At 71.2% G+C, this 20162-nt stretch carries 19 protein-coding genes; 8 read left to right on the top strand and 11 right to left on the bottom strand.

Translation table 11 applies throughout. From position 1 onward, the window contains the following. The first annotated feature begins 62 nt into the window (after window positions 1-62). Both pth and ACWDD7_RS21735 read left to right on the top strand, forming a co-directional pair. The gene (pth, locus tag ACWDD7_RS21740) at window positions 63-665 is read left to right on the top strand and encodes an aminoacyl-tRNA hydrolase (protein ID WP_351864159.1); all 603 of its coding nucleotides are present in this window, start codon (window positions 63-65) and stop codon (window positions 663-665) included. A gap of 82 nt (window positions 666-747) precedes the next feature. Next, window positions 748-1257, top strand: a complete 510-nt coding sequence (locus ACWDD7_RS21735; protein ID WP_351864162.1) for a hypothetical protein — start codon at window positions 748-750, stop codon at window positions 1255-1257. Between the two features lie 64 nt (window positions 1258-1321). Here the strand turns inward: ACWDD7_RS21735 and ppc are convergent, their stop codons facing one another. Continuing rightward, window positions 1322-4054: a phosphoenolpyruvate carboxylase gene (gene ppc, locus ACWDD7_RS21730; protein ID WP_351864165.1), complete on the bottom strand. Its 2733-nt coding sequence runs from the start codon at window positions 4052-4054 to the stop codon at window positions 1322-1324. Window positions 4055-4358: 304 nt separating this feature from the next. On the opposite strand from ppc, the gene ACWDD7_RS21725 reads away from it, so the two are divergent. Together ACWDD7_RS21725 and ACWDD7_RS21720 are read left to right on the top strand one after the other, a co-directional pair. Further along, entirely contained in the window at window positions 4359-5366 is a 1008-nt protein-coding gene (locus tag ACWDD7_RS21725) for an acyl-CoA desaturase (RefSeq protein ID WP_351864168.1), read from the top strand. Then, entirely contained in the window at window positions 5363-6043 is a 681-nt protein-coding gene (locus ACWDD7_RS21720; protein ID WP_351864171.1) for a TetR/AcrR family transcriptional regulator, read from the top strand. Before ACWDD7_RS21725 ends, ACWDD7_RS21720 begins: the two co-directional genes overlap by 4 nt. Window positions 6044-6094: 51 nt before the next feature. On the opposite strand, the gene ACWDD7_RS21715 is transcribed toward ACWDD7_RS21720, so the two are convergent. Both ACWDD7_RS21715 and ACWDD7_RS21710 read right to left on the bottom strand, forming a co-directional pair. After that, the gene (locus ACWDD7_RS21715; RefSeq protein WP_450458546.1) at window positions 6095-6517 is read right to left on the bottom strand and encodes a glyoxalase; all 423 of its coding nucleotides are present in this window, start codon (window positions 6515-6517) and stop codon (window positions 6095-6097) included. Window positions 6518-6519: 2 nt separating this feature from the next. Further along, window positions 6520-7332, bottom strand: a complete 813-nt coding sequence (locus tag ACWDD7_RS21710; protein ID WP_450458545.1) for a trans-aconitate 2-methyltransferase — start codon at window positions 7330-7332, stop codon at window positions 6520-6522. 102 nt (window positions 7333-7434) lie between these two features. On the opposite strand from ACWDD7_RS21710, the gene tamR reads away from it, so the two are divergent. Further along, window positions 7435-7932 carry a MarR family transcriptional regulator TamR gene (gene tamR, locus ACWDD7_RS21705; RefSeq protein ID WP_351864180.1) on the top strand — a complete coding sequence of 166 codons (498 nt, stop codon included), beginning with the start codon at window positions 7435-7437 and terminating at the stop codon, window positions 7930-7932. Here the strand turns inward: tamR and ACWDD7_RS21700 are convergent. After that, window positions 7891-8658 carry a response regulator transcription factor gene (locus ACWDD7_RS21700; RefSeq protein ID WP_351864183.1) on the bottom strand — a complete coding sequence of 256 codons (768 nt, stop codon included), beginning with the start codon at window positions 8656-8658 and terminating at the stop codon, window positions 7891-7893. The two genes, tamR and ACWDD7_RS21700, sit on opposite strands and share 42 nt — an antisense overlap. A gap of 116 nt (window positions 8659-8774) precedes the next feature. Here ACWDD7_RS21700 and ACWDD7_RS21695 point away from each other — a divergent pair, with 116 nt between their 5' ends. Further along, on the top strand, window positions 8775-9218 hold the full coding sequence (locus tag ACWDD7_RS21695) for a GNAT family N-acetyltransferase (RefSeq protein ID WP_450458544.1): 444 nt from the start codon (window positions 8775-8777) through the stop codon (window positions 9216-9218). Between the two features lie 6 nt (window positions 9219-9224). Here ACWDD7_RS21695 and ACWDD7_RS21690 read toward each other — a convergent pair whose 3' ends face one another. Genes ACWDD7_RS21690 through galT form a run of 4 tightly spaced genes read right to left on the bottom strand, consistent with a single transcriptional unit; the run spans window position 9225 to window position 12923 of the window. Continuing rightward, window positions 9225-9698 carry a hypothetical protein gene (locus tag ACWDD7_RS21690; RefSeq protein WP_450458543.1) on the bottom strand — a complete coding sequence of 158 codons (474 nt, stop codon included), beginning with the start codon at window positions 9696-9698 and terminating at the stop codon, window positions 9225-9227. 50 nt (window positions 9699-9748) lie between these two features. Continuing rightward, window positions 9749-10903, bottom strand: a complete 1155-nt coding sequence (gene galK, locus ACWDD7_RS21685; protein WP_450458542.1) for a galactokinase — start codon at window positions 10901-10903, stop codon at window positions 9749-9751. Then, window positions 10903-11865: a UDP-glucose 4-epimerase GalE gene (galE, locus tag ACWDD7_RS21680; RefSeq protein ID WP_351864195.1), complete on the bottom strand. Its 963-nt coding sequence runs from the start codon at window positions 11863-11865 to the stop codon at window positions 10903-10905. Before galE ends, galK begins: the two co-directional genes overlap by 1 nt. Beyond that, window positions 11862-12923: a galactose-1-phosphate uridylyltransferase gene (gene galT / locus ACWDD7_RS21675; protein ID WP_351864198.1), complete on the bottom strand. Its 1062-nt coding sequence runs from the start codon at window positions 12921-12923 to the stop codon at window positions 11862-11864. The genes galE and galT overlap by 4 nt, the downstream gene beginning before the upstream one ends. A gap of 158 nt (window positions 12924-13081) precedes the next feature. Between galT and ACWDD7_RS21670 the strand changes: the two genes are divergently transcribed. Together ACWDD7_RS21670 and ACWDD7_RS21665 are read left to right on the top strand one after the other, a co-directional pair. After that, window positions 13082-14776 (top strand): sodium:solute symporter family protein, encoded by a 1695-nt coding sequence (locus tag ACWDD7_RS21670; protein WP_351864200.1) that lies wholly within the window; start codon window positions 13082-13084, stop codon window positions 14774-14776. A gap of 20 nt (window positions 14777-14796) precedes the next feature. Beyond that, on the top strand, window positions 14797-15102 hold the full coding sequence (locus ACWDD7_RS21665) for a hypothetical protein (RefSeq protein ID WP_351864203.1): 306 nt from the start codon (window positions 14797-14799) through the stop codon (window positions 15100-15102). Window positions 15103-15162: 60 nt separating this feature from the next. Here ACWDD7_RS21665 and ACWDD7_RS21660 read toward each other — a convergent pair whose 3' ends face one another. The 3 genes from ACWDD7_RS21660 to ACWDD7_RS21650 all read right to left on the bottom strand — a co-directional run bounded on the left by ACWDD7_RS21660 (window position 15163) and on the right by ACWDD7_RS21650 (window position 20010). Next, window positions 15163-15840 carry a helix-turn-helix transcriptional regulator gene (locus tag ACWDD7_RS21660; RefSeq protein ID WP_351864206.1) on the bottom strand — a complete coding sequence of 226 codons (678 nt, stop codon included), beginning with the start codon at window positions 15838-15840 and terminating at the stop codon, window positions 15163-15165. A 215-nt stretch (window positions 15841-16055) separates the two neighbouring features. Continuing rightward, the gene (locus tag ACWDD7_RS21655; protein ID WP_450458541.1) at window positions 16056-17834 is read right to left on the bottom strand and encodes an outer membrane protein assembly factor BamB family protein; all 1779 of its coding nucleotides are present in this window, start codon (window positions 17832-17834) and stop codon (window positions 16056-16058) included. 64 nt (window positions 17835-17898) lie between these two features. After that, on the bottom strand, window positions 17899-20010 hold the full coding sequence (locus ACWDD7_RS21650) for an outer membrane protein assembly factor BamB family protein (protein WP_450458540.1): 2112 nt from the start codon (window positions 20008-20010) through the stop codon (window positions 17899-17901). Window positions 20011-20162: the final 152 nt, after the last annotated feature.

Here is a 20162-nt window from a genome sequence, read left to right as displayed (position 1 = left end):
ATCATCCGTTCAGCCGCCGCTCTCCCTCGCGGGGAGCGGCGGCTGGCGCGTATCAAGGAGACATGGACGTGACCACCCCCGCCAGCACCCCCTGGTTGGTTGTCGGGCTCGGGAATCCCGGGCCGGAGTACGCGATGAACCGGCACAACGTCGGTTTCATGGTGGTGGACCTGCTCGCGCAGCGGATCGGGGGGAAGTTCAAGCGCGCGGGGAAGGCGCAGGCACAGGTGCTGGAGGGCCGGATCGGTCCCGCGGGTCCCGCGAACCGCCGGGTGATCCTGGCGAAGCCGATGTCGTACATGAACCTGTCCGGCGGCCCGGTGAACGCGCTGAAGGACTTCTACAAGGTGCCGGTGGCGAACATCGTGGCCGTGCACGACGAGCTGGACATCGACTACGGCACGCTGCGGCTGAAGCTGGGCGGCGGGGACAACGGGCACAACGGCCTGAAGTCGATGACGAAGGCGATGGGCGCGGACTACCACCGGGTCCGGTTCGGGATCGGCCGTCCTCCGGGCCGTATGCAGGTGGCGGACTTCGTGCTGAAGGACTTCTCCTCGACGGAGCGCAAGGAGCTGGACTACTTCGTGGACCGTGCGGCGGACGCGGTGGAGAGTCTGGTGATCGAGGGTCTGGAGCGCGCGCAGAGCACGTACAACTCCTGACTCCTTCGCCACGGACCCGCCAACTCCCGACTTGTACGGCTATGCCGCCCGGCGGAGTTGACCGGTCGCGGGGGTATGGCCAATGATCCCGGCCATGCCTGCCACCGCCTCCCGTTCCGCTGTCCAGGCGTCCGTGTCCGCGTTGCGGTTCGGGCGGGTCGCGGTGATGGGCGCGTTCGCCGCGCTGATCGTGTTCGCGGGGGTGTGGGGTTCCTGGGGGAACGCCCAGCACGTGCTGCTGACCAAGGGCCGGGAGCAGGGCACGGTGCGGGTGACCGCGTGTGCGGACGGGACGTGCAGCGGGCCGTTCACGCCGACGTCGGCGGGGGCGCGGGCCCGTGCGCGGGTGCGGATCGCGGAGGCGGTCGCGGTGCGCAGGGGCGGCACGTACGACGTGGTGCTGAAGCCGGGCGGTTCGGACGCGCTGCGTTCGGGTCCGGCGGGGATTCTCTATGCCTGGGTGCCGCTGGGCGGGGCGTTGTTGCTGGCCTCGGTGGTGGTCGCGGGCGGGATGCGGCTGACGCGGGTGGCGTGGGGGCTGGGGCTGTCGGGGATCGGCCTGTTGACGGCGGCGTTCGTCGCGGTGCAGTGAGGCTTTCGGAAAGAGGGTGCCCCCGGGGTCGTACGACCCCGGGGGCACCCTTTTCGTCAGCGGGTCAGCCGGTGTTGCGCAGGCCGGCCGCCACGCCGTTGACGGTGAGGAGCAGGGCGCGGGAGAGCAGCGGGTCGGGCTCGGCGCCGGTCGCGGCCTCGTCGCGCTGGCGCTTGAGCAGGGCGACCTGGAGGTAGGAGATGGGGTCCAGGTAGGCGTCGCGGATGGTGAAGGTCTGCTTGAGGACGGGCTGGGCGTCGAGGAGCTCGCGCTCGCCGGTGACGCGCAGGACCTCGCGGACGGTGAGCTCGTGTTCGGCCCTGATGGTGTCGAACACGTGCTTGAGATCGTCGGGGACGAGGGTGTCGACGTAGTGCTGGGCGATCCGCAGGTCGGTCTTGGCGAGGGTCATCTCGACGTTGGAGACGAAGTTGCGGAAGAAGTGCCACTGCTCGTGCATCTCGGCGAGGACGGTGTCCAGGCCCGCCTCGCGCAGGGCCTTGAGTCCGGAGCCGACGCCGAACCAGCCGGGGACGATCTGGCGGGACTGGGTCCAGCCGAACACCCAGGGGATGGCCCGCAGTCCGTCCAGGCCGGCGCCGGAGTCGGGGCGCCGTGACGGCCGGGAGCCCAGATGCAGGTCGGCGAGCTGGTCGACGGGGGTGGAGGCGAAGAAGTAGGCGGGCAGGTCGGGGTCCTCGACCAGGCGGCGGTAGGCGGCGTGGGCGGCGTCGGAGACGACGTCCATGGCGGCGTCCCAGCGGGCGAGGGCCTCGTCGGACTGGCGGGGCGCGGTGTGCAGGGCGGAGGCCTGGAGGGTGGCGGCGACGGTGAGTTCCAGGTTCTCCCGCGCCAGGGCGGGGATGAGGTACTTGTCGGAGATGACCTCGCCCTGTTCGGTGACCTTGATCTCGCCTTCGAGGGTGCCCCAGGGCTGGGCGAGGATGGCGTCGTGGGAGGGGCCGCCGCCGCGGCCGACGGTGCCGCCGCGGCCGTGGAAGAGGCGCAGGCGCACGCCGTAGCGGTGGGCGACGTCGCGCAGCCGGCGCTGGGCGCGGTGGATCTCCCACTGGCTGGTGGTGATGCCGCCGAACTTGGAGGAGTCGGAGTAGCCGAGCATGACCTCCTGGACGTCGCCGCGCAGCGCGACCAGGCGCCGGTAGGACGGGTCGGAGAGCATGTCCTCAAGGATGGTGTCGGCGGCGCGCAGTTCGTCGGTCGTCTCCAGGAGGGGGACGATGCCGATCTTGGCCCAGCCGGCGTGCAGGTCGACGAGTCCGGCCTCGCGGGCGAGGACGGCGGCGGCGAAGACGTCGTCGGCGCCCTGGCACATGGAGATGATGTAGGACTCGATGACCTCGGGGCCGAAGACGTCGAGGGCCTTCTTGACGGTGCCGAAGACGCCGAGGGTCTTGGCGCCGGCGGCGTCGACGGGGGCCGGGGTGGGGGCGAGGGGCCGGCGCGAGCGCAGTTCCTTGGCGAGGAGCTTGGTGCGGTAGTCGCGGGGCATGTCGGCGTAGCGCCAGGATTCCTCGCCGAGCCGGTCGAACAGCTGACCGAGGGCATGGTGGTGGGCGTCGGCGTGTTCGCGGACGTCCATGGTGGCGAGCTGGAGGCCGAAGGCGGCGAGGGTGCGGATGGTGCGGGAGAGGCGGCCGTCGGCGAAGAGCGCGCCGCGGTGCTGCCTCAGGGAGGTCTGGATGAGGCGCAGGTCGGCGAGGAGTTCGCCGGTGCCGAGGTAGTCGCGGCCTTCCTCGTGGGAGGTGCCTCGGGCGAGGCGCTGCTTGGTGTTCTCCAGCTTCTGCCGGATGCAGGTGGCCTTGAGCCGGTAGGGCTCCTCGGCGTTGAGGCGCTTGTAGCGGGGGCTGATCTCGGGCAGCCGGTCGAGGTCGGCGCGCAGGGAGTCGAGGAGTTCCTCGGTGGCTCCGGTGTAGCGGATGGAGTTGGAGAGGAGGCCGCGCAGCTCGTCGATCATCTCCAGGGCGTCGTTGATGCCGTGTTCGTGCTGGAGGATGAGGACGTCCCAGGTGACCTGGGGGGTGACGTTGGGGTTGCCGTCGCGGTCGCCGCCGATCCAGGTGCCGAAGGTGAGGGGGCGGGTGTCGTCGGGGAGCTTGACGCCGACGCGCTCCAGCTCCGCGGTGAGGTCCTCCAGGACGTCGCCGACGGCCTCGGCGTGGAGTTCGTCCAGGTAGTAGATGGCGTTGCGGGCCTCGTCGGCGGGTTCGGGGCGTACGACGCGCAGCTCGTCGGTCTGCCAGACGAGGTCGATGTTCTCGGCGAGGCGGATGTCGTGGCGGCGGCGGTCGGAGTCCAGGACGGGGGTGTCCAGGAGGGCCGCGATGCGCCGGAGCTTGTTGAGGACGGAGCGGCGGGCCGCCTCGGTGGGGTGCGCCGTGAAGACGGGCCGCACGTTGAGGTGGTGGACGGTCCCGCGCAGGTGTTCGGGGTCGGCGTCCTTGAGGCGGTCGGCCGTACGGGCGATGAGGCCGCCCTCGGCGGCACGCCTGGCGCGCAGTTCGCGGCCCCGGTGCACCTGTTCGGTGATGTTGGCGAGGTGGAAATAGGTGGAGAAGGCCCGCACCAGCTTGGCGGCGGTCTCCAGTTCGGTGCCTCGCAGCAACTCGGCGGCGGCCTCGCCGTCCTCACGGGTGAGGCGGCGGACCTTCTCGACCAGTTCGAGGAGCTCGGGGCCTTCCTGCCGTACGAGGGTCTCTCCGAGGAGATCACCCAGGCGGCGGATGTCGGCGCGCAGCTCGCTGCTGGTCGTGGTGGTCTGGTCGTCGGCACTGCTCACAGGTGCGGCTCCTTGCAGTGTTGAAGCTCAGCTGGGTGGAAACCCGGCCGCTTGCCGCGCGGCCTGGTGCCGCATGCGGGCCGGAGCGTCCGGGAAGGAAACTTCAGCGGACCGCGCTGTCCGACCGATTCCAAGGATAGGTGTCGATGGAGACGCGCAGGATCTCGGGCTCTTGCCGCCGCGCGACACGCTGCCATACTTACGACGCCGTAGGTTACGGAACCGTAAGGACATGCGGACTCCCCACGTCCGGTTCCGGTGGCCCGGCGCCCACCCCCGACCCTCGACCCCACAGGGGACGCGCATGACCTCACACTCCGATGTGATCGAAGAAGCCCGTAAGGCCACCGACACTTCCCCTCCTCTGGCCACGCTGGGCGGTGAGCAGAAGCGGTCGATCGAACAGATCACACTGCTGCTCTTCATCACCGTGCCGTTCCTGGCGCTGGTGGCCGCGGTGCCGCTGGCCTGGGGTTGGGGGGTGAGCTGGCTCGACGTGGGCCTGCTGGTGTTCTTCTACTACCTCGGGTGCCATGGCATCACGATCGGTTTCCACCGGTATTTCACCCACGGTTCGTTCAAGGCGAAGCGGCCGCTGCGGATCGCGCTGGCGATCATGGGGTCGATGGCGGTGGAGGGGCCGCTGGTGCGCTGGGTGGCCGATCACCGCAAGCACCACAGGTTCTCCGACGCGGAGGGCGACCCGCACTCTCCGTGGAAGTACGGCGAGACGGTGCCGGCGCTGCTCAAGGGCCTCTGGTGGGCGCACATCGGCTGGATGTTCGACGAGGAGCAGACGTCGCAGGAGAAGTACGCGCCGGATCTGATCAAGGACCCGGCGCTGCGGGCGGTCTCCCGGCAGTTCGTGCTGTGGACGGCGGTGTCCCTGCTGCTGCCCGCGCTGATCGGCGGTCTGGTGACGATGTCCTGGTGGGGCGCGGTCACCGCGTTCTTCTGGGGTTCACTCGTCCGGGTGGCGTTGCTGCACCATGTGACGTGGTCGATCAACTCGATCTGCCACGCGGTGGGCAAACGGCCGTTCAAGTCGCGGGACCGTTCGGGCAATGTGTGGTGGCTGGCGGTGCTGTCGTGCGGCGAGTCCTGGCACAACCTGCACCACGCCGACCCCACCTCGGCGCGGCACGGGGTGATGCGGGGCCAGATCGACTCCTCGGCCCGGTTCATCTGGATCTTCGAGCGGCTGGGCTGGGCGTACGACGTGCGCTGGCCGTCACGCTCGCGTATCGATTCGCGCCGTAACGACGTGGATGGCGGCTCCCGGCGCCGGAAGGAGACCGCCGAGGCGGCATGATTGACGCCGTGGCGACCGATTCCAGCAGCAGCAGTCCAGGAACCGACAAGCAGCGGCGGACCCGCCGGACCCGTATGACCGGTGCCGAGCGTCGCCAGCAGCTGCTGGAGATCGGTCGCACCCTCTTCGCGACGAAGGGCTTCGAGGGCACGTCGGTGGAGGAGATCGCGGCGAAGGCCGGGGTCTCCAAGCCGGTGGTGTACGAGCACTTCGGCGGCAAGGAGGGGCTGTACGCGGTGGTGGTCGACCGCGAGATGCGGCGGCTGCTCGACATGGTGACCAGTTCGCTGACGGCCGGCCATCCGCGTGAGCTGTGCGAGCAGGCGGCGTTCGCGCTCCTCGACTACATCGAGGAGTACACGGACGGTTTCCGCATCCTCGTCCGCGACTCGCCGATCCCGCAGTCGACGGGGTCCTTCGCGTCCCTGATCTCCGACATCGCCACGCAGGTGGAGGACATCCTGGGCCGCGAGTTCAAGTCCCGCGGCTTCGACCCCAAGCTCGCCCCCCTCTACGCCCAGGCCCTGGTCGGCATGGTCGCCCTGACGGGCCAGTGGTGGCTGGACGTCCGCCGCCCGAAGAAGGCGGAGGTGGCCGCCCATCTGGTGAACCTGGCGTGGCACGGCCTGGACGGGCTGGAGCAGCGGCCGCGGCTGATAGGCCACCGGAAGAACTGAGGTCCACCGGAGAAGGCGACCCTCGGGGCCGCTTGGATTCACCTCGTCGAGTCATTCCGCCACGTCGTCGACGACACGGTGATCCACATCCTGGTCACTCGCCCCGGCGGACCGCCTGACCGGCTCCAGGAACTCCAGCCGGTTGCCGACCGGGTCCCGCGAGTAGAAGCGCAGGTACCCGGGAAGGTTGTCGTCCCAGGTCACGGGCGCGCCCTGGGCGGCGATCCGGGCCGCGTACGCCTCGATGCCGCGGACCTCAAGGCCCGGGTGGGCCTTCTCGGCGGGGCGGAAGCCGGGGTCGATGCCGAGGTGGAGGCGGACGGAGCCGGTCTCGAACCAGCAGCCGCCGCGTGCGGCCAGGACCGGGGGCTTGGGCACCTCGGTCATGCCGAGGACGCCGACGTAGTACGAGCGCAGGGCGTCCTCCGATCCGGGCGGCGCGGCGAGCTGCACATGATCGAGTGCGACGAGCATCGTCAGTCCCCCTTCACGGCCACGGCGAACAGCCGCCCAAAGGGCAGGACCGTGCCGTAGGGCGCGCTCGGGTAGGCGCCCCGCAGCAGGTCCCGGTACTCGGTCAGGAACGCCTCCCGCGCCTCGGGGTCGTCGGCGAGCGCGGTCAGGGCGGGCCGCAGACCGGTGCCCTTGACCCAGTCGAGGACCGGGTCCTCGCCCGCGAGGACGTGGAGGTACGTGGTCCGCCAGACGTCGGGGGCGCAGCCGAGGCGGGCGAGGCGGTCCAGGTAGACGGCCGGGTCGTACACCGAGCCGGTGCGGCGCAGGACCCCGGCGAGCCGGTCCTTCCAGCGCGGGGTCGCGGCCAGTTCGCGCATGAGGGCGTGCAGCGGGGCGTCGATGTTGTCCGGCACCTGGAAGGCGAAGGTCCCGCCGGGCGCGAGGGCCGCGATCCAGTCGGCGAACCGGTCGAGGTGTCCCGGCACCCACTGGAGGGTGGCGTTGCTGACGATCAGGTCGTACGACTCCTCGGGCGTCCAGTCGCGGGCGTCGGCGTGGGCGAAGTCCAGGCGGCCGCCGCCGGCCGTGGGGCCCTCGTGCTCGGTGTGGGCGCGGTCCAGCATCTCGGGCGAGTTGTCGTAGCCGGTGATGTGCGCGGTGGGCCAGCGTCCGGCGAGCGTCGCGGTGACGTTGCCGGGGCCGCAGCCGAGGTCGGCGATGCGGGGCCGGGCGCCGGGCAGGGCGGGGACACGGGCGAGCAGGTCGGCGAAGGGGCGGGCGCGGTGGCCGGCGTGCCGGAGGTACTGCTCGGGGTCCCAGGTCGGTGTCGTCATGGTGCTCACCTTCCCGCGCACTTATCTTGATGTCAAGATACTTGAGCGAAAGATACTCGATCCCAAGAGACTTCATGTCGACACAACCACTACACTGATCCCATGGAGGACGAGGTCGATCGGCTGGTCGCAGCGTGGCGCCGGGAGCGCCCGGACCTCGACGTGGAGCCGCTGGAAGTGCTCAGCCGGGTGAGCCGGCTCGCCCGGCACCTGGACCGCGCGCGCCGGCTCGCGTTCGCGGAACACCAGCTGGAGCCCTGGGAGTTCGACGTACTGACGGCGCTGCGGCGCGCGGGCACGCCGTACCAGCTCTCCCCCGGACAGCTGCTGACCCAGACCCTGGTCACCTCGGGCACCATGACCAACCGGATCGACCGCCTGGCGAAGAAGGGCCTGGTCGAACGGCTCCCCGACCCGAGCGACCGGCGCGGTGTGCTGGTGCGGCTGACCGACACCGGCCGGGACCGCGCGGACGAGTCCCTCGCGGGGCTGCTGGCGCAGGAGCGGGCCATCCTCGGCGAGCTGTCCTCGGCGCAGCGTGCGGAACTGGCGGGACTGCTACGCCAGTTGACCGCCCCGTTCGACAACGTCCCCGGCTAGGTCCACCGGGCCCACCCCGGCCCGCCGGGCGAGGGCGACGGCGGCGAGGGTGGAATGGACGCCGAGCTTGCCGAGGACGTTCTGCATATGGGTGCGGACGGTGTGCGGGGAAAGGTACAGCCGCTCGGCGACGGCCTTGCGGCCCAGGCCCGCGACCATGCAGCGCAGCACCTCCCGCTCCCTGGGCGTGAGGGACTCCACCAGGCGTTCGCTCTCGGTGCGGTGCCTGCGCGCGGCGGTCAGCTCCCTGAGCACGCCGGTCAGCAGCGCGGGCGGCAGATGCGTCTCGCCGCGCAGCACGCCCCGGATCACCGCGAGCAGCCGGGACAGGGAGCAGTCCTTGGCGACCCAGCCGCAGGCACCGGCGCTCAGGGCGAGGGCGGCGCGGCGCGGGTCGTCCTTCTCGGCGAGGACGACGGTGCGGACGGCGGGCTGGGCGGCCCGCACCCCCGCGACCAGCGAAAGCCCGTCGACCAGGCCCTCCTCGTCCGCCTCCCGGACGGGCACCGGCGGCCGGCCACCGGTCGGCTTCCCACCCAGGTCGGCGTCCACGAGCAGGACGTCGTAGCGGCGGCCCTCGGCGAGGGCCCGCTCCAGACACCGCAGCGCGGCCGGACCGCTGCCGGCGGCGGCGACCTCGACATCGGGCTCGGCGGCCAGGGCGGCGGCGAGCGACTCGGCGAAGATGCGGTGGTCGTCCACGACCAGGACTCGGATACGAACCACAGAACCCCCTGAACGGCACCGGCCCCCACCGGCGTCGTATCTCAGCGTACGGATACCGGCACGCAGCGGAAGGAGATTTACAGAACTGGCCGTCCGGCGCGTTTATCGTGTGCCGCATGTTTCGTATCGAGGCGGAAGTCGACAAGGCACGACAGGAACTGCTCCGCACCCGGCTGCTGGACACCAACACGGCGGCCTCCCCGGTCCTCGCGACCCTGCGCGGCACCCCCGCGGAACGCGAGGTCCCGCTCCACGTCTGGGCCCTCGACCCCGCCGGCGCCCTCGCCGGCGGCCTGGTCGGCCACACCTGGACCAGCTGGCTCCACGTCACCTACCTCTGGGTGGACGCCCCGCACCGCGGCACGGGCCTCGGCACCCACCTCCTCGCCCGCGCCGAACACCTCGCCACCACCGACCGCGGCTGCTCCGCCTCCCGCCTGGAGACCTGGGACTTCCAGGCCCCGGACTTCTACCGCAAACAGGGCTACGACGTGGTCTGCGAGATCCCCGACTACCCCCCGGGCATCACGGAGTACACGCTGGTGAAACGCCTGGCCTGACGGGGCTCACGCCGAGGGCGGCGGAGGCGGGGGCGGGGGCGGGGGCGGGTACGACGGCCGGGGCGGCACCCGGGGTCCGGGCGGCGTGACCGGCGCGGGCGGGGGCGGGGGCGGCTCCAGCGAGCGCCGCGGGCGCGGCGCCGGGGGGCGGGGGATGAGCGGCGGAGCCGGCCGGGGCGGCGGCGGAGGCGCGGCCGACTCCCCCTCCACCAGCAGGGGCCCGCCCGCCCGCAGCCGCTCGGTCGTCTGCTCGGCCCGGCGCCGGGCGCGCGGATCGTCGTCGCGGCGGAAGAACAGCCCGAGGGTGGCGGGGCCGCGATACCCGAGCAGGGAGGTCGCGGGACGGCGGGTCTCGGTGGACACCAGCCGGTACCCGAGGGCATGCGCGATCGGTTCGGCCCGCGCCTTGATCGACTCCCCGCCCCGGATCTCGACCGTTCCCCGGCCGTCGAACCGGGACCGTATCTCGTCGTCCGTCATCAACCGCGCACACCCCCGTCTCACGACATGCGCCGCGCCCCGGTCCGGTGTCAGACCAAGCGCCGCGCCCCCGCCGACGGTACCGCCTCGAAGACCCGCGGAGCCATGAAGTCCGCTGTCGCGAAGGCTGCTTCCAGGGCCTTGGTCAAGGAGGGGACCTCGGAGGACTCCGTGAGGACGATGGCCGAGCCGCCGAAGCCGCCGCCGGTCATGCGGGAGCCGAGGGCTCCGTGGGCGAGGGCCGTGTCCACGACGAGGTCCAGTTCCGGGCAGGAGATGCGGAAGTCGTCGCGCAGGGAGGCGTGGCCCTCGGTGAGGATCGGGCCGATGGCGCGGGGGTCGCCGGCGCGCAGGAGGGCGACCGTGCGTTCGACGCGCTCGTCCTCGGTGACGACGTGGCGCACCAGGCGGCGGATCTCCTCCTCGTCGCCCAGGCGGGCGAGCGCCGCGTCCAGGTCGGCGTAGGCGATGTCGCGCAGGGCGTCGACGCCGAGCAGGGCCGCGCCCTTCTCGCAGCCGGCCCGGCGCTTGCCGTACTCGCCGCCGCTGTGGGCGTGCTTGACCCGGGTGTCGACCACGAGGAGGCGCAGGCCCTCGGCCGCGAGGTCGAAGGGGATCTGCTGCTGGGAGAGGTCCCGGGTGTCGAGGAAGAGGGCGTGGCCCGGCGCGCAGCACGCGGACGCGGTCTGGTCCATGATGCCGGTCGGCGCGCCGACGTAGACGTTCTCGGCGCGCTGGCACAGGCGGGCCAGCTGCCAGGGGGCGAGGCCGAGGTCGTACAGGTCGTCGAAGGCGAGGGCGATCACGACCTCCAGGGCGGCGGAGGAGGACAGGCCCGCGCCCGTGGGGACGGTCGAGGAGAGGTGGACGTCCGCCCCGGTGATCCCGTGGCCCGCCTCGCGCAGGGCCCAGACGACGCCCGCCGGGTACGCCGTCCACGCGGCGTCGGTGCCCGGGGCGAGCGCGTCGAGGCGCAGCTCGACGACGCCGCCCTCCATGTCGGCCGAATGCAGGCGCAGCAGGCCGTCGTCCCGGCGGGAGACCGCCGCGACCGCCTGGTGGGGCAGTGCGAACGGCATGACGAAGCCGTCGTTGTAGTCGGTGTGCTCGCCGATCAGGTTGACCCGGCCCGGCGCCGCCCACACTCCCTCCGGGCGCGCCCCGTACAGCTCGGTGAAGCGCTCGGCGACCTGCTGTGCCCCCACTAGTTCTCCTTCGACAGGTTCTGTGCGAACTCCCAGGCGTCCGCGACGATGCCCGCGAGCTCCGCGCGGGTCGGGTTCCAGCCCAGTTTCTCGCGGGCGGTGTCCGCGGCGGCGACCAGGACGGCCGGGTCACCGCCCCGGCGCGGGGCGGTGACCTCGGGGATCGGGTGGCCGGTGACCTCGCGGACGGTCTCGATGACCTGGCGCACGGAGAACCCGTTGCCGTTGCCGAGGTTGCAGATCAGGTGCTCGCCCGGGTTCGCCGCCGTGAGCGCCAGCAGATGCGCGTCGGCCAGGTCCGCCACGTGGATGTAGTCGCGGACGCAGGTGCCGTCGGGGGTCGGGTAGTCGTCGCCGTAGACGGAGATGGCGTCGCGCCGGCCCTGGGCGACCTGGAGGACGAGCGGGATGAGGTGCGACTCGGGGTCGTGCCGCTCGCCGAACGCGCCGTACGCGCCCGCCACGTTGAAGTAGCGCAGGGAGACCGCCGCGAGGCCGTGGGCGTGGGCCTCGCTGGTGATCATGTGGTCGACGGCGAGCTTGGAGGCGCCGTAGGGGTTGGTCGGGCGGGTCGGGGCGTCCTCGGTGATCGGGACCTGCTCGGGCTCGCCGTAGGTGGCGGCCGTGGAGGAGAAGACGAGCTTGCGCACGCCCGCCTCGCGCAGGGCGCCGAGCAGGGCGAGGGTGCCGGCGACGTTGTTGTCCCAGTACTTCTCGGGCTTCACCACGGACTCGCCGACCTGGGAGAACGCGGCGAAGTGCAGCACGCCGTCGTACGAGGGGTCGAGCCACTTGGCGGCGTCGCGGATGTCGCCCTCGATGAAGGCGGCGCCGGCCGGGACTCCCTCGCGGAAGCCGGTGGAGAGGTTGTCGAGGACGGTGACCTCGTGCCCGGCCTCCAGCAGATGCTGGGCCACCACGCTGCCGACGTATCCCGCGCCACCCGTCACCAGGTACTTCATGAAGTCGCTACCTCTCGCAGTCGCTCGGCCGCGCGTTCCGGCGGCACGTCGTTGATGAACACGCTCATGCCGGACTCGGAACCCGCGAGAAACTTCAGCTTGCCGGAAGTGCGGCGGATGGTGAAAAGCTCCAGATGGAGCGCGAAGTCGTCCCGCGTCACCCCGTCGAATCCGGCGAGCGGCCCGAACGGCGCCTGGTGCCAGGCGGCGATGTACGGCGTCGGCGGCTCGCCGGGGCCGAAGATCCGGTCGAAGCGCCTCAAGAGTTCCAGATACACCTGGGGGAATTCTGTGCGCGCCGCCTCGTCCAGCGCGAGCAGGTCGGGGACGCGGCGCCTGGGGTACAGGTGGACCTCGTACGGCCAGTGCGCCGCGTACGGCACGAAGGCCACCCAGTGTTCACCCTCCAGGACGACCCGCTCGCCGGCGAGTTCCCGTTCGAGGACCGCGTCGAACAGGTTCTCCCCGCCGGTCTCCGCCCGGTGCGCGGCGAGCGAGTGGAGCATCCGCGCGGTGCGCGGGGTGGTGAAGGGATAGGCGTAGATCTGTCCGTGCGGGTGGCCCAGGGTCACGCCGATCTCGGCGCCGCGGTTCTCGAAGCAGAACACCTGCTCGACGCAGGGCAGCTGCGACAGCTCCGCCGTGCGGTCCGTCCACGCGTCCAGCACCAGGCGCCCCTGCTCGGGGGTCAGATCGGCGAAGGAGGCGTCGTGGTCGGAGGTGAAGCAGACGACCTCGCAGCGCCCGGAGTCGCCGGCGAGCGAAGGGAAGCGGTTCTCGAAGACGACGACGTCGTACGAGGAGTCCGGGATCTCGCCGAGCCGGTCGCCCTCGGTCGGGCAGAGCGGGCACTGGTCGGCCGGCGGGTGGTAGGTGCGGCCCTGCCGGTGGGAGGCGACGGCGACCCGGTCGCCGAGCAGCGGATCCCGGCGGATCTCGGCGGTGGTGGCCGTGCGGTCCAGCGGGCGCCGGTCGACCGCGTCGCGCACGGCGTCGTCCCGCAGGTCGTAGTAGATCAGCTCACGGCCGTCGGCCAGCAGGGTCGGGGTCTTCTTCACACCGGACTCCTCTCAACAGAATCAAACATAACAGACCACAACCCGACACAGAATCAGATCATCACAATCGAACAAAGATCACCATCAGAAGTGTTCATTTTCTAAACACACAGGCGTAGGTTCCGCTCTGATCAGTTCGCGCAACGAAGCGAGTTCTCATGCAAACCCCCACATACGCGCATACGTATCTGGCGGCGGCCGGGCTACGGCTCCCGACCAACTGGCTGGACTACACGATCCTGGCGATCTACTTCGTCGTCGTGCTCGGCATCGGTCTCGCGGCCCGCCGCTCGGTCAGGACCAGCCTCGACTTCTTCCTCTCCGGACGCTCGCTGCCCGCCTGGATCACCGGCCTCGCCTTCATCTCGGCGAACCTGGCGGCCACCGAGATCCTCGGCATGGCCGCCAACAGCGCCCAGTACGGCGCCTACACCGTGCACTGGTACTGGATCGGCGCCATCCCCGCCATGGTCTTCCTCGGCCTGGTGATGATGCCCTTCTACTACGGCAGCAAGGTCCGCTCGGTCCCCGAGTTCCTGCTGCTGCGCTTCGACAAGGCAGCCCATCTGCTCAGTTCGATCCTGTTCGCCTTCGCCGCGATCCTGATCGCCGGTGTCAACCTGTACGCCCTCGCGATCGTGGTCGAGGCGCTGCTGGGCTGGCCGCAGTGGGTGGCCATCGTGGTCGCCGGCGCCTTCGTCCTCGCGTACATCACGCTGGGCGGTCTGTCCTCGGCGATCTACAACGAGGTCCTGCAGTTCTTCGTGATCCTCGCCGCCCTCATCCCCATCACCATCCTCGGCCTGCGCAAGGTCGGCGGCTGGGGCGGGCTGACCCACAAGCTCGCCGAGACCCACGGGCACGACTTCACCACCGCGTGGGGCGGCACCGGGATCGGCAGCAGCAACCCGCTCGGCGCGAACTGGCTGACCATCGTCCTCGGCCTCGGCTTCGTGCTGTCCTTCGGTTACTGGACCACCAACTTCGCCGAGGTGCAGCGCGCCCTGTCCGCGAAGAACCTCTCGGCCGGGCAGCGGACGCCGCTGATCGCCGCGTACCCGAAGATCTTCATCGTCTTCCTGGTGATGATCCCGGGCCTGGTCGCGGCCGCCCTCGTGCCCGGCATCGGCACCAGCGGGTCGGGGCTGCAGTACAACGACGCCATCCCGTACCTGATGCAGGAGCTGCTGCCCAACGGTGTGCTCGGCATCGCGGTCACCGGTCTGCTCGCCGCGTTCATGGCCGGCATGGCGGCCAACGTGTCGTCCTTCAACACCGTGTTCACCAACGACATCTGGGCGAAGTACGTGGTGCGCGGACGGGAGGACGCCTACTACGTCCGGTTCGGCCGGTGGATCACCGTGATCGGCGTCTGCGCGTCCGTCGGTACGGCGTTCCTCGCGTCGTCGTTCTCGAACATCATGGCCTACCTCCAGACGCTGTTCTCCTTCTTCAACGTGCCGATGTTCGTCGTCTTCATCATCGGCATGTTCTGGAAGCGGGCGTCGGTCAAGTCCGGCTTCTGGGGCCTGCTCGCGGGCACCGCCACCGCGATGGTCAACTACTTCGTCCTCTACAAGAAGGGGATCATCTCCATCCCCTCCGACCAGGGCGCCAACTTCGTCTCGGCGATCGCCGGGTTCGTCGCCGGTGCGGTCGTGATGGTCCTGGTGTCCCTGTTCACCGAGCCGAAGCCGGCGCAGGAGCTCCAGGGCCTGGTCTACGGCACCCGCTCCCCCGGCATGTCCGAGCCGCCGGCGCCCGGTGACGACGCCTGGTACCGCAGGCCCGCCCTTCTGGGCTGGGGCGCGGTCGTGCTCGCCGCCGCCTGCTACATCCCGTTCTCGTTCTGACGCGGGAGGATCGAGGGAACATGTCCGAGAACTCCGAACACCATTACACCGAGGACGAGATCGCGCGGGAGGTCACCGAACTGGAGGCCAAGTCCGCGACGGCCGCCCGCATCTTCGATCTGCGCCGCATCATCGGCGGGCTCTTCGTGGTCTACGGCGTCATCGTCACGATCGCCGGCATCACGGACTCGCAGTCCGCGATCGACAAGGCGCAGGGGGTCAACATCAACCTGTGGACCGGGATCGGGATGCTGGCGCTGGGTGCCTTCTTCCTCGTGTGGCTGAAGCTGCGGCCGACGGCTCCGCCGCAGGAGCGGGAGGAGTAGCCCCGTCGGGGTGCGGGGGGCCGCCCGCCGGCCGCGGCGGGTCGCGCGGTTCCCCGCGCCTTACGGGGCGTGGTGGTCGCCCGCGCGATCCAGCAGCCCCGTGCGGGCGGCCAGAGCCGCCGCCTCCAGCCTCGACCCCACGCCCAGCTTCATCAGCACCCGCTGGACATGCGTCCGGGCCGTGCTCGGGGCTATCCGCATGCCGGAGGCGATGACGCGGGTGTCCTCGCCGTCGGCGACGCGGACGAGGACCTCGACCTCGCGGGGGGTGAGGACACGCAGGAGGCGCTGGGCCTCGTCGTCGGGCTGGGCGGTGGGGTTGAGGAGTTCGGTGAAGGCCTCCTGGAGGAGGGCGGGGGAGACCGCCGACTCGCCGGACCGGGCCTTCATGATCGCGCGCTCGACGCCCTCGATGCGCTCGTCGTGCCGTACGTACCCCGACGCCCCGGCGGCGAACGCCGCGGCGATCCCCCGGGGCGACGGCACCGGGCCGAGCACCACCACCGCCACCTGCGGTCGCTCCCGCTTGATCTTCGCCACCGGGTCGAAGGCCCCCGGCTCGGCCGGGGCGGCCGTACCCAGCAGGCACACCTCCGGCGCCCGCGTGATCACCAGGTCCGCCGCGCCCGCGGCGGGCGCGGCCGAGGCGAGCACCCGGTGCCCGCGCAGTTTCAGCGCCGACGCCAGCGCCTCCGCGAGCAGGCGATGGTCGTCCACGACCATGAGCCGTACTCCCATAGTGAAACCCCCCAGTCCCGCCCATGGATGCCCCACTATGAACGTCCACCGGCCCGAAGGACAGAGGGCCCCCCGGCACCCCGCCCCTTTCATGCCCCCGGAAGCTACACGCTTGTTCGACGCCGCGCTGCCCTGGACGGCAGAAGTGCCCCGGATCGATGACATCCGGGGCACTGCTGACTAAGTCACCCGTTCGGGTGATTGTGTTGTGGCGGTCAGTCGTTCGTGCCGAAGGCCAGCACCAGGTACGACTTGTCGTCGCCCGGGTCCGCCTTGTCGACGAAGACGTCGGACATGTACAGCCGGCCGTTCGCGAAGAGGATCTCCGCGTAGTCCGGCAGCATGCTGCCCTCCGCCCGCCGGACGCTCTCCGTGGAGGGGTTCTCCAGGAGCTTGGTCTCCTTGAAGGTGGAGCCGTCGATGCTGACGATCTGGCCGCCCTTGTCGTACGGCGGCTTCTTGTAGGCGATCAGGTTGCCGCCGTCCATGCGCAGCGGCGACAGCAGGTAGCCGTCCCCGGCCTCGGCGCGCTGGCCGGTGGGCTTGCCCGTGGTCAGGTCGAAGGCGACGACCTCGTTGGTCGTGCTGTAGGAGGTCCCGCTGCCGTCGTGCTCCTCGGTCGGCACGAACAGCTTGCCGCCGCCGACGACGACCTCGTGGCAGTCCTCGATCCGGGTGATGCCGTCGCAGCGGCCGCCATAGGTCTTGCCGGGCGCGGAGATCCGGGCGAGCAGCTTGCCGGTCTTGTTGTCGATGGAGAAGTAGTCCGAGATGCCGCTGCCGTCGCCCGCGCTGTCGCCGACGTCGGCGGCCACCACGAGCGGGTCGGTGGAGACGACCGAGGCGTACTCGATGCCCGGGTCCATCCTGTACTCGGAGATGACCTTGCCCGACTGCGGGTCGATGGTCTGGATGGACAGCTGGGTGTTGTCCGAGTCGCCGCAGCTGCGCACCGCGACCAGCTTGGCGCCGCCGCCGTAGCCCGCGTCGTAGCACTCCTCGCCCGGCTTCGGCTGCCACAGCGGCTTGCCGGAGTCGATGTCGAAGGCCGCGCCGCCGTTGCTGTCGCCGAGCGCGACGGTGCGCTGGGACACCGTCACGTTCTGGTAATTGACCGGGTAGTCACCGGAGTTGACGGTGCGCGTCCACAGCTTCTTGCCCGCGACGAGGTCGATCGCCGCGATGTCGGAGCAGCCGTCGTACTTCTTGTTCGTCGGCTGGTACGTGATCGCCGTCTTGTTGTCGGCGGTCATGTGCCGGCTGGCCGCGCAGACCGGGCCGGGCAGCTTGACCGTCCACAGCTTGGTGCCCTTGACCGGGTCGTAGCCGTCGATCTCGTCCACCCCGGTCTTGGCGTACACCTTGTCGGTCAGCCAGGAGCCCGCGGTGCTCACCGTGTCCCCCACGGAGGGCGACGGGATCTGGAAGAGGACCTTGGCCGCGGGGTCGGCCGGCACCTTCTCCTTGCCGCCGGTCGAGCCGCCGGAGCCCTTGTCCTGACCGCCGCCGTTGGTTCCGCCGGAGGAGGCGGTGTCCTGCTTGGTGCCGCCGTCACCGGAGCCCGCGATCCAGATGCCGCCGACGACGATCAGCGCGATCACGACGACCGCCGCGATCACGATGTACAGCGCGGTGTTGTTCCGCCCGCCGCCGCTGCCGTGCTGCTGCATCGGCATGGTCGGGGGCTGGCCCGGATAGCCGTAGCCCGGCTGGGCGGGCATGGCGTACGGGTTCTGCTGCGGGGCCCCGTAGGGGGCGGCCGGCTGCTGGCCGTACGGGTTCGGGGGCGCGGCGGGGTAGCCGTAGCCCGCCGGCGGGGCCGGAGGCGGCGGCTGCATCGGCTGCGGGTAGCCGTAGCCGGGCTGGGGCTGCTGCGGGGGGCCGGGCGGTTGCTGCGGGGGCTGCTGGCCCGGGGTGCCCTGCGGGGGCGGCGGGGTCGGCGGGCCGAACCCCCCCTGCTGCGGGGGCTGGTTCGGCGGGGGCGGCTGGGTCATGGCTCGGGTACCTCGGTGACACTCGGAAGGCCGGACGGCGGACGGGACGGGGAGCGGGCCGGGCTCAGTTGCCGAAGGCCATGATCAGCTTCTCCTTCGCCTCGTCGCTGCCGTTCAGCCGGCCGGACGAGATGATGAAGCGCCCGTCGGCCCAGTCCACGACGCCGTCGAAGAAGGTGTCCTCGATCTCCGCGGTGCCCTGCGGGTTCTGGAGCAGCTTCGTGGTGGTGTGGGAGGAACCGGCGGTCGGGACCGAGACGACCTGGCCGCCCGCGTCGTACGACGGCTGCACATACGCGATGAGCTTGCCGCCCTCGGTCCTCATCGGCGACATCGGCTCGTCGGCCGGGGACTTGACCCGCCACTTCGCCTTGCCGCTGTCGAGGCTGATCGCGACGATCTCGTTGGCGCTCGCCGTCGCGTCCGTGGGCAGGTACAGCGTGTCGGCGTCGGCCGCGACACCCTGGCAGCCCTGGAGGTCGCGCTCCAGGATGGCCCAGCCGCAGCGGGGCGAGAACTTCTCGTCGACCTTGACCTGGGAGCGGAACTTGCCGTCGGAGGTGAAGGTGGAGATGTTCCACACCTTCTTGTCCTCGTTGGTCAGATAGACCACCAGCGGGTTCATCGAGTACACCCGGCTGACCTGCCAGCCCTTCTTCAGGGGCTGGGTCCACTTCACCCTGCCGGTGGCCGGGTCGAGTTCCTGCAGCTCGTCGTGTTCGGTGCTGGTCGACGCCGCGCAGGACGCCACCTGGACCAGCCGGCCGTCGCCGCCCGCGTACCCGGCCGGGAAGCAGGCGTTGCCGTAGCGCTTCTTGTCGTACAGCTTCTTGCCGCTGTCGATGTCGTAGGCCGTGCCCGACTCGGAGCGGCCCACCATCAACGTGCTTCCGGCCACGCTGAGTTCGACGTCGAGCGCGCTGTCGAACAGCCCGCCGTCGGCGACCTGGGCGCTCCAGCCCTTCTTGCCGGTGGCGAGGTCGAGCTGCTCCAGCTGGTTGCACTTGGCGTTGTCGCCGGCGCCGTTCATGTACGCCACGACGACCTTGCCGTCGTCCGACTTCTGCGGGGTGACCGCGCAGATCTTCTGCGGGAAGCCGACGGGGCCCCAGGGGGAGCTGCCGTTGCCGGTGTCGTAGGCGAAGACCTGCTTGTACGCCGCCTTCACCACCGTGTTGCCGGCGATCCACATGCCGGGGGCGTCCGCGCCCGAACCGGGGGCGTCCGGAGCCGACTTGTACCAGAGCACCTTCGCCTCGCCGGGCGCGCGGCCCTTGTTGAGGTCCTCGGGGTCGTCACCGCCGGTGGACGAGGAGGCGGGCGAGGGGGTGCCGGAGGCGGTCGGCGCGCCGCTGCCGCTCTGCTCGGCGACGGGCTTCTTCTCACCGTCGTCGCCGCCGCTGGTGACGGCGTAGACGGTGCCGGCTATGACGAGCAGCGCGGCCGCCGCGGCACCGACGATCAGCGCCGTCTTCTTCTTGCCGCCGCCGCTCGGGGGCGGGAAGGGGCCGCCCGGCGCGGCGCCGGGGGCACCGGGGTACGGCGGCTGCTGCGGGAAGCCGTAACCGGGCTGGGGATGCTGCCCGTAGGGGCCGGGCTGCTGGGGCTGCTGCGGGTAGCCGTAGGGGCCGGGGGCGCCGGGGGCCGCAGGGGCTCCGTAGGAGCCGGGGGCGCCGGGGGTGCCGGGTGCCGCAGGGGCTCCGTAGGGGCCGGGGGCGCCGGGGGTGCCGGGTGCCGCAGGGGCTCCGTAGGGGCCGGGGGCGCCGGGGGCCGTAGGGGCTCCGTAGGGGCCGGGCTGCTGCGGGTAGCCGTAGCCGGGGCCCGGCTGCTGCGGGGGCTGGGGCGGCTGTCCCGACTGCGGCGGCGGGCCGGGCTGGGCCTGGGGCGGGAGCGGGGCCGGACCGGCCGACGGCGGATTCCCGGCCGGCTTGGACAGGACCGTCGGCGGCGGGGCCGCCGGGGTCGCGGGCGCGGTGGGCGGCTGGGCCGGGACCGCGGGCCGGTCGGCGGGCGCGGTGGGCGTCGCCGGTGCGGGCGGGGCGCCGAAGTCGCCGCCCTGCGGAGGCTGGTTCCTCGGGTCCCTCGGGTCCCTCGGATCTATCGGATCTATCGGATTCCTCGGGTCCTGCGGTGCTCCGAAGCCGCCGTTGGGCGACTGGTCGGGCGGCTGAGTCATCAGCGCTCTTCCCCCTCGTTCACTGATTTTTAGCCACGCCCTGAGGTTCTCGACGGACCCTCGGTCGTTGTGCAGACGGTTCTCAGACGGCCCTTTCTATCACCCGGTACGGACAGCGAAGCGGGCCGGATCCCTCCCTGTTCCCAAGGGAG

The organism is Streptomyces sp. NPDC001056, from assembly GCF_053598955.1.
Note: the sequence above shows the minus strand (reverse complement) of the source record. Positions and strands in the feature narration are given on the sequence as shown.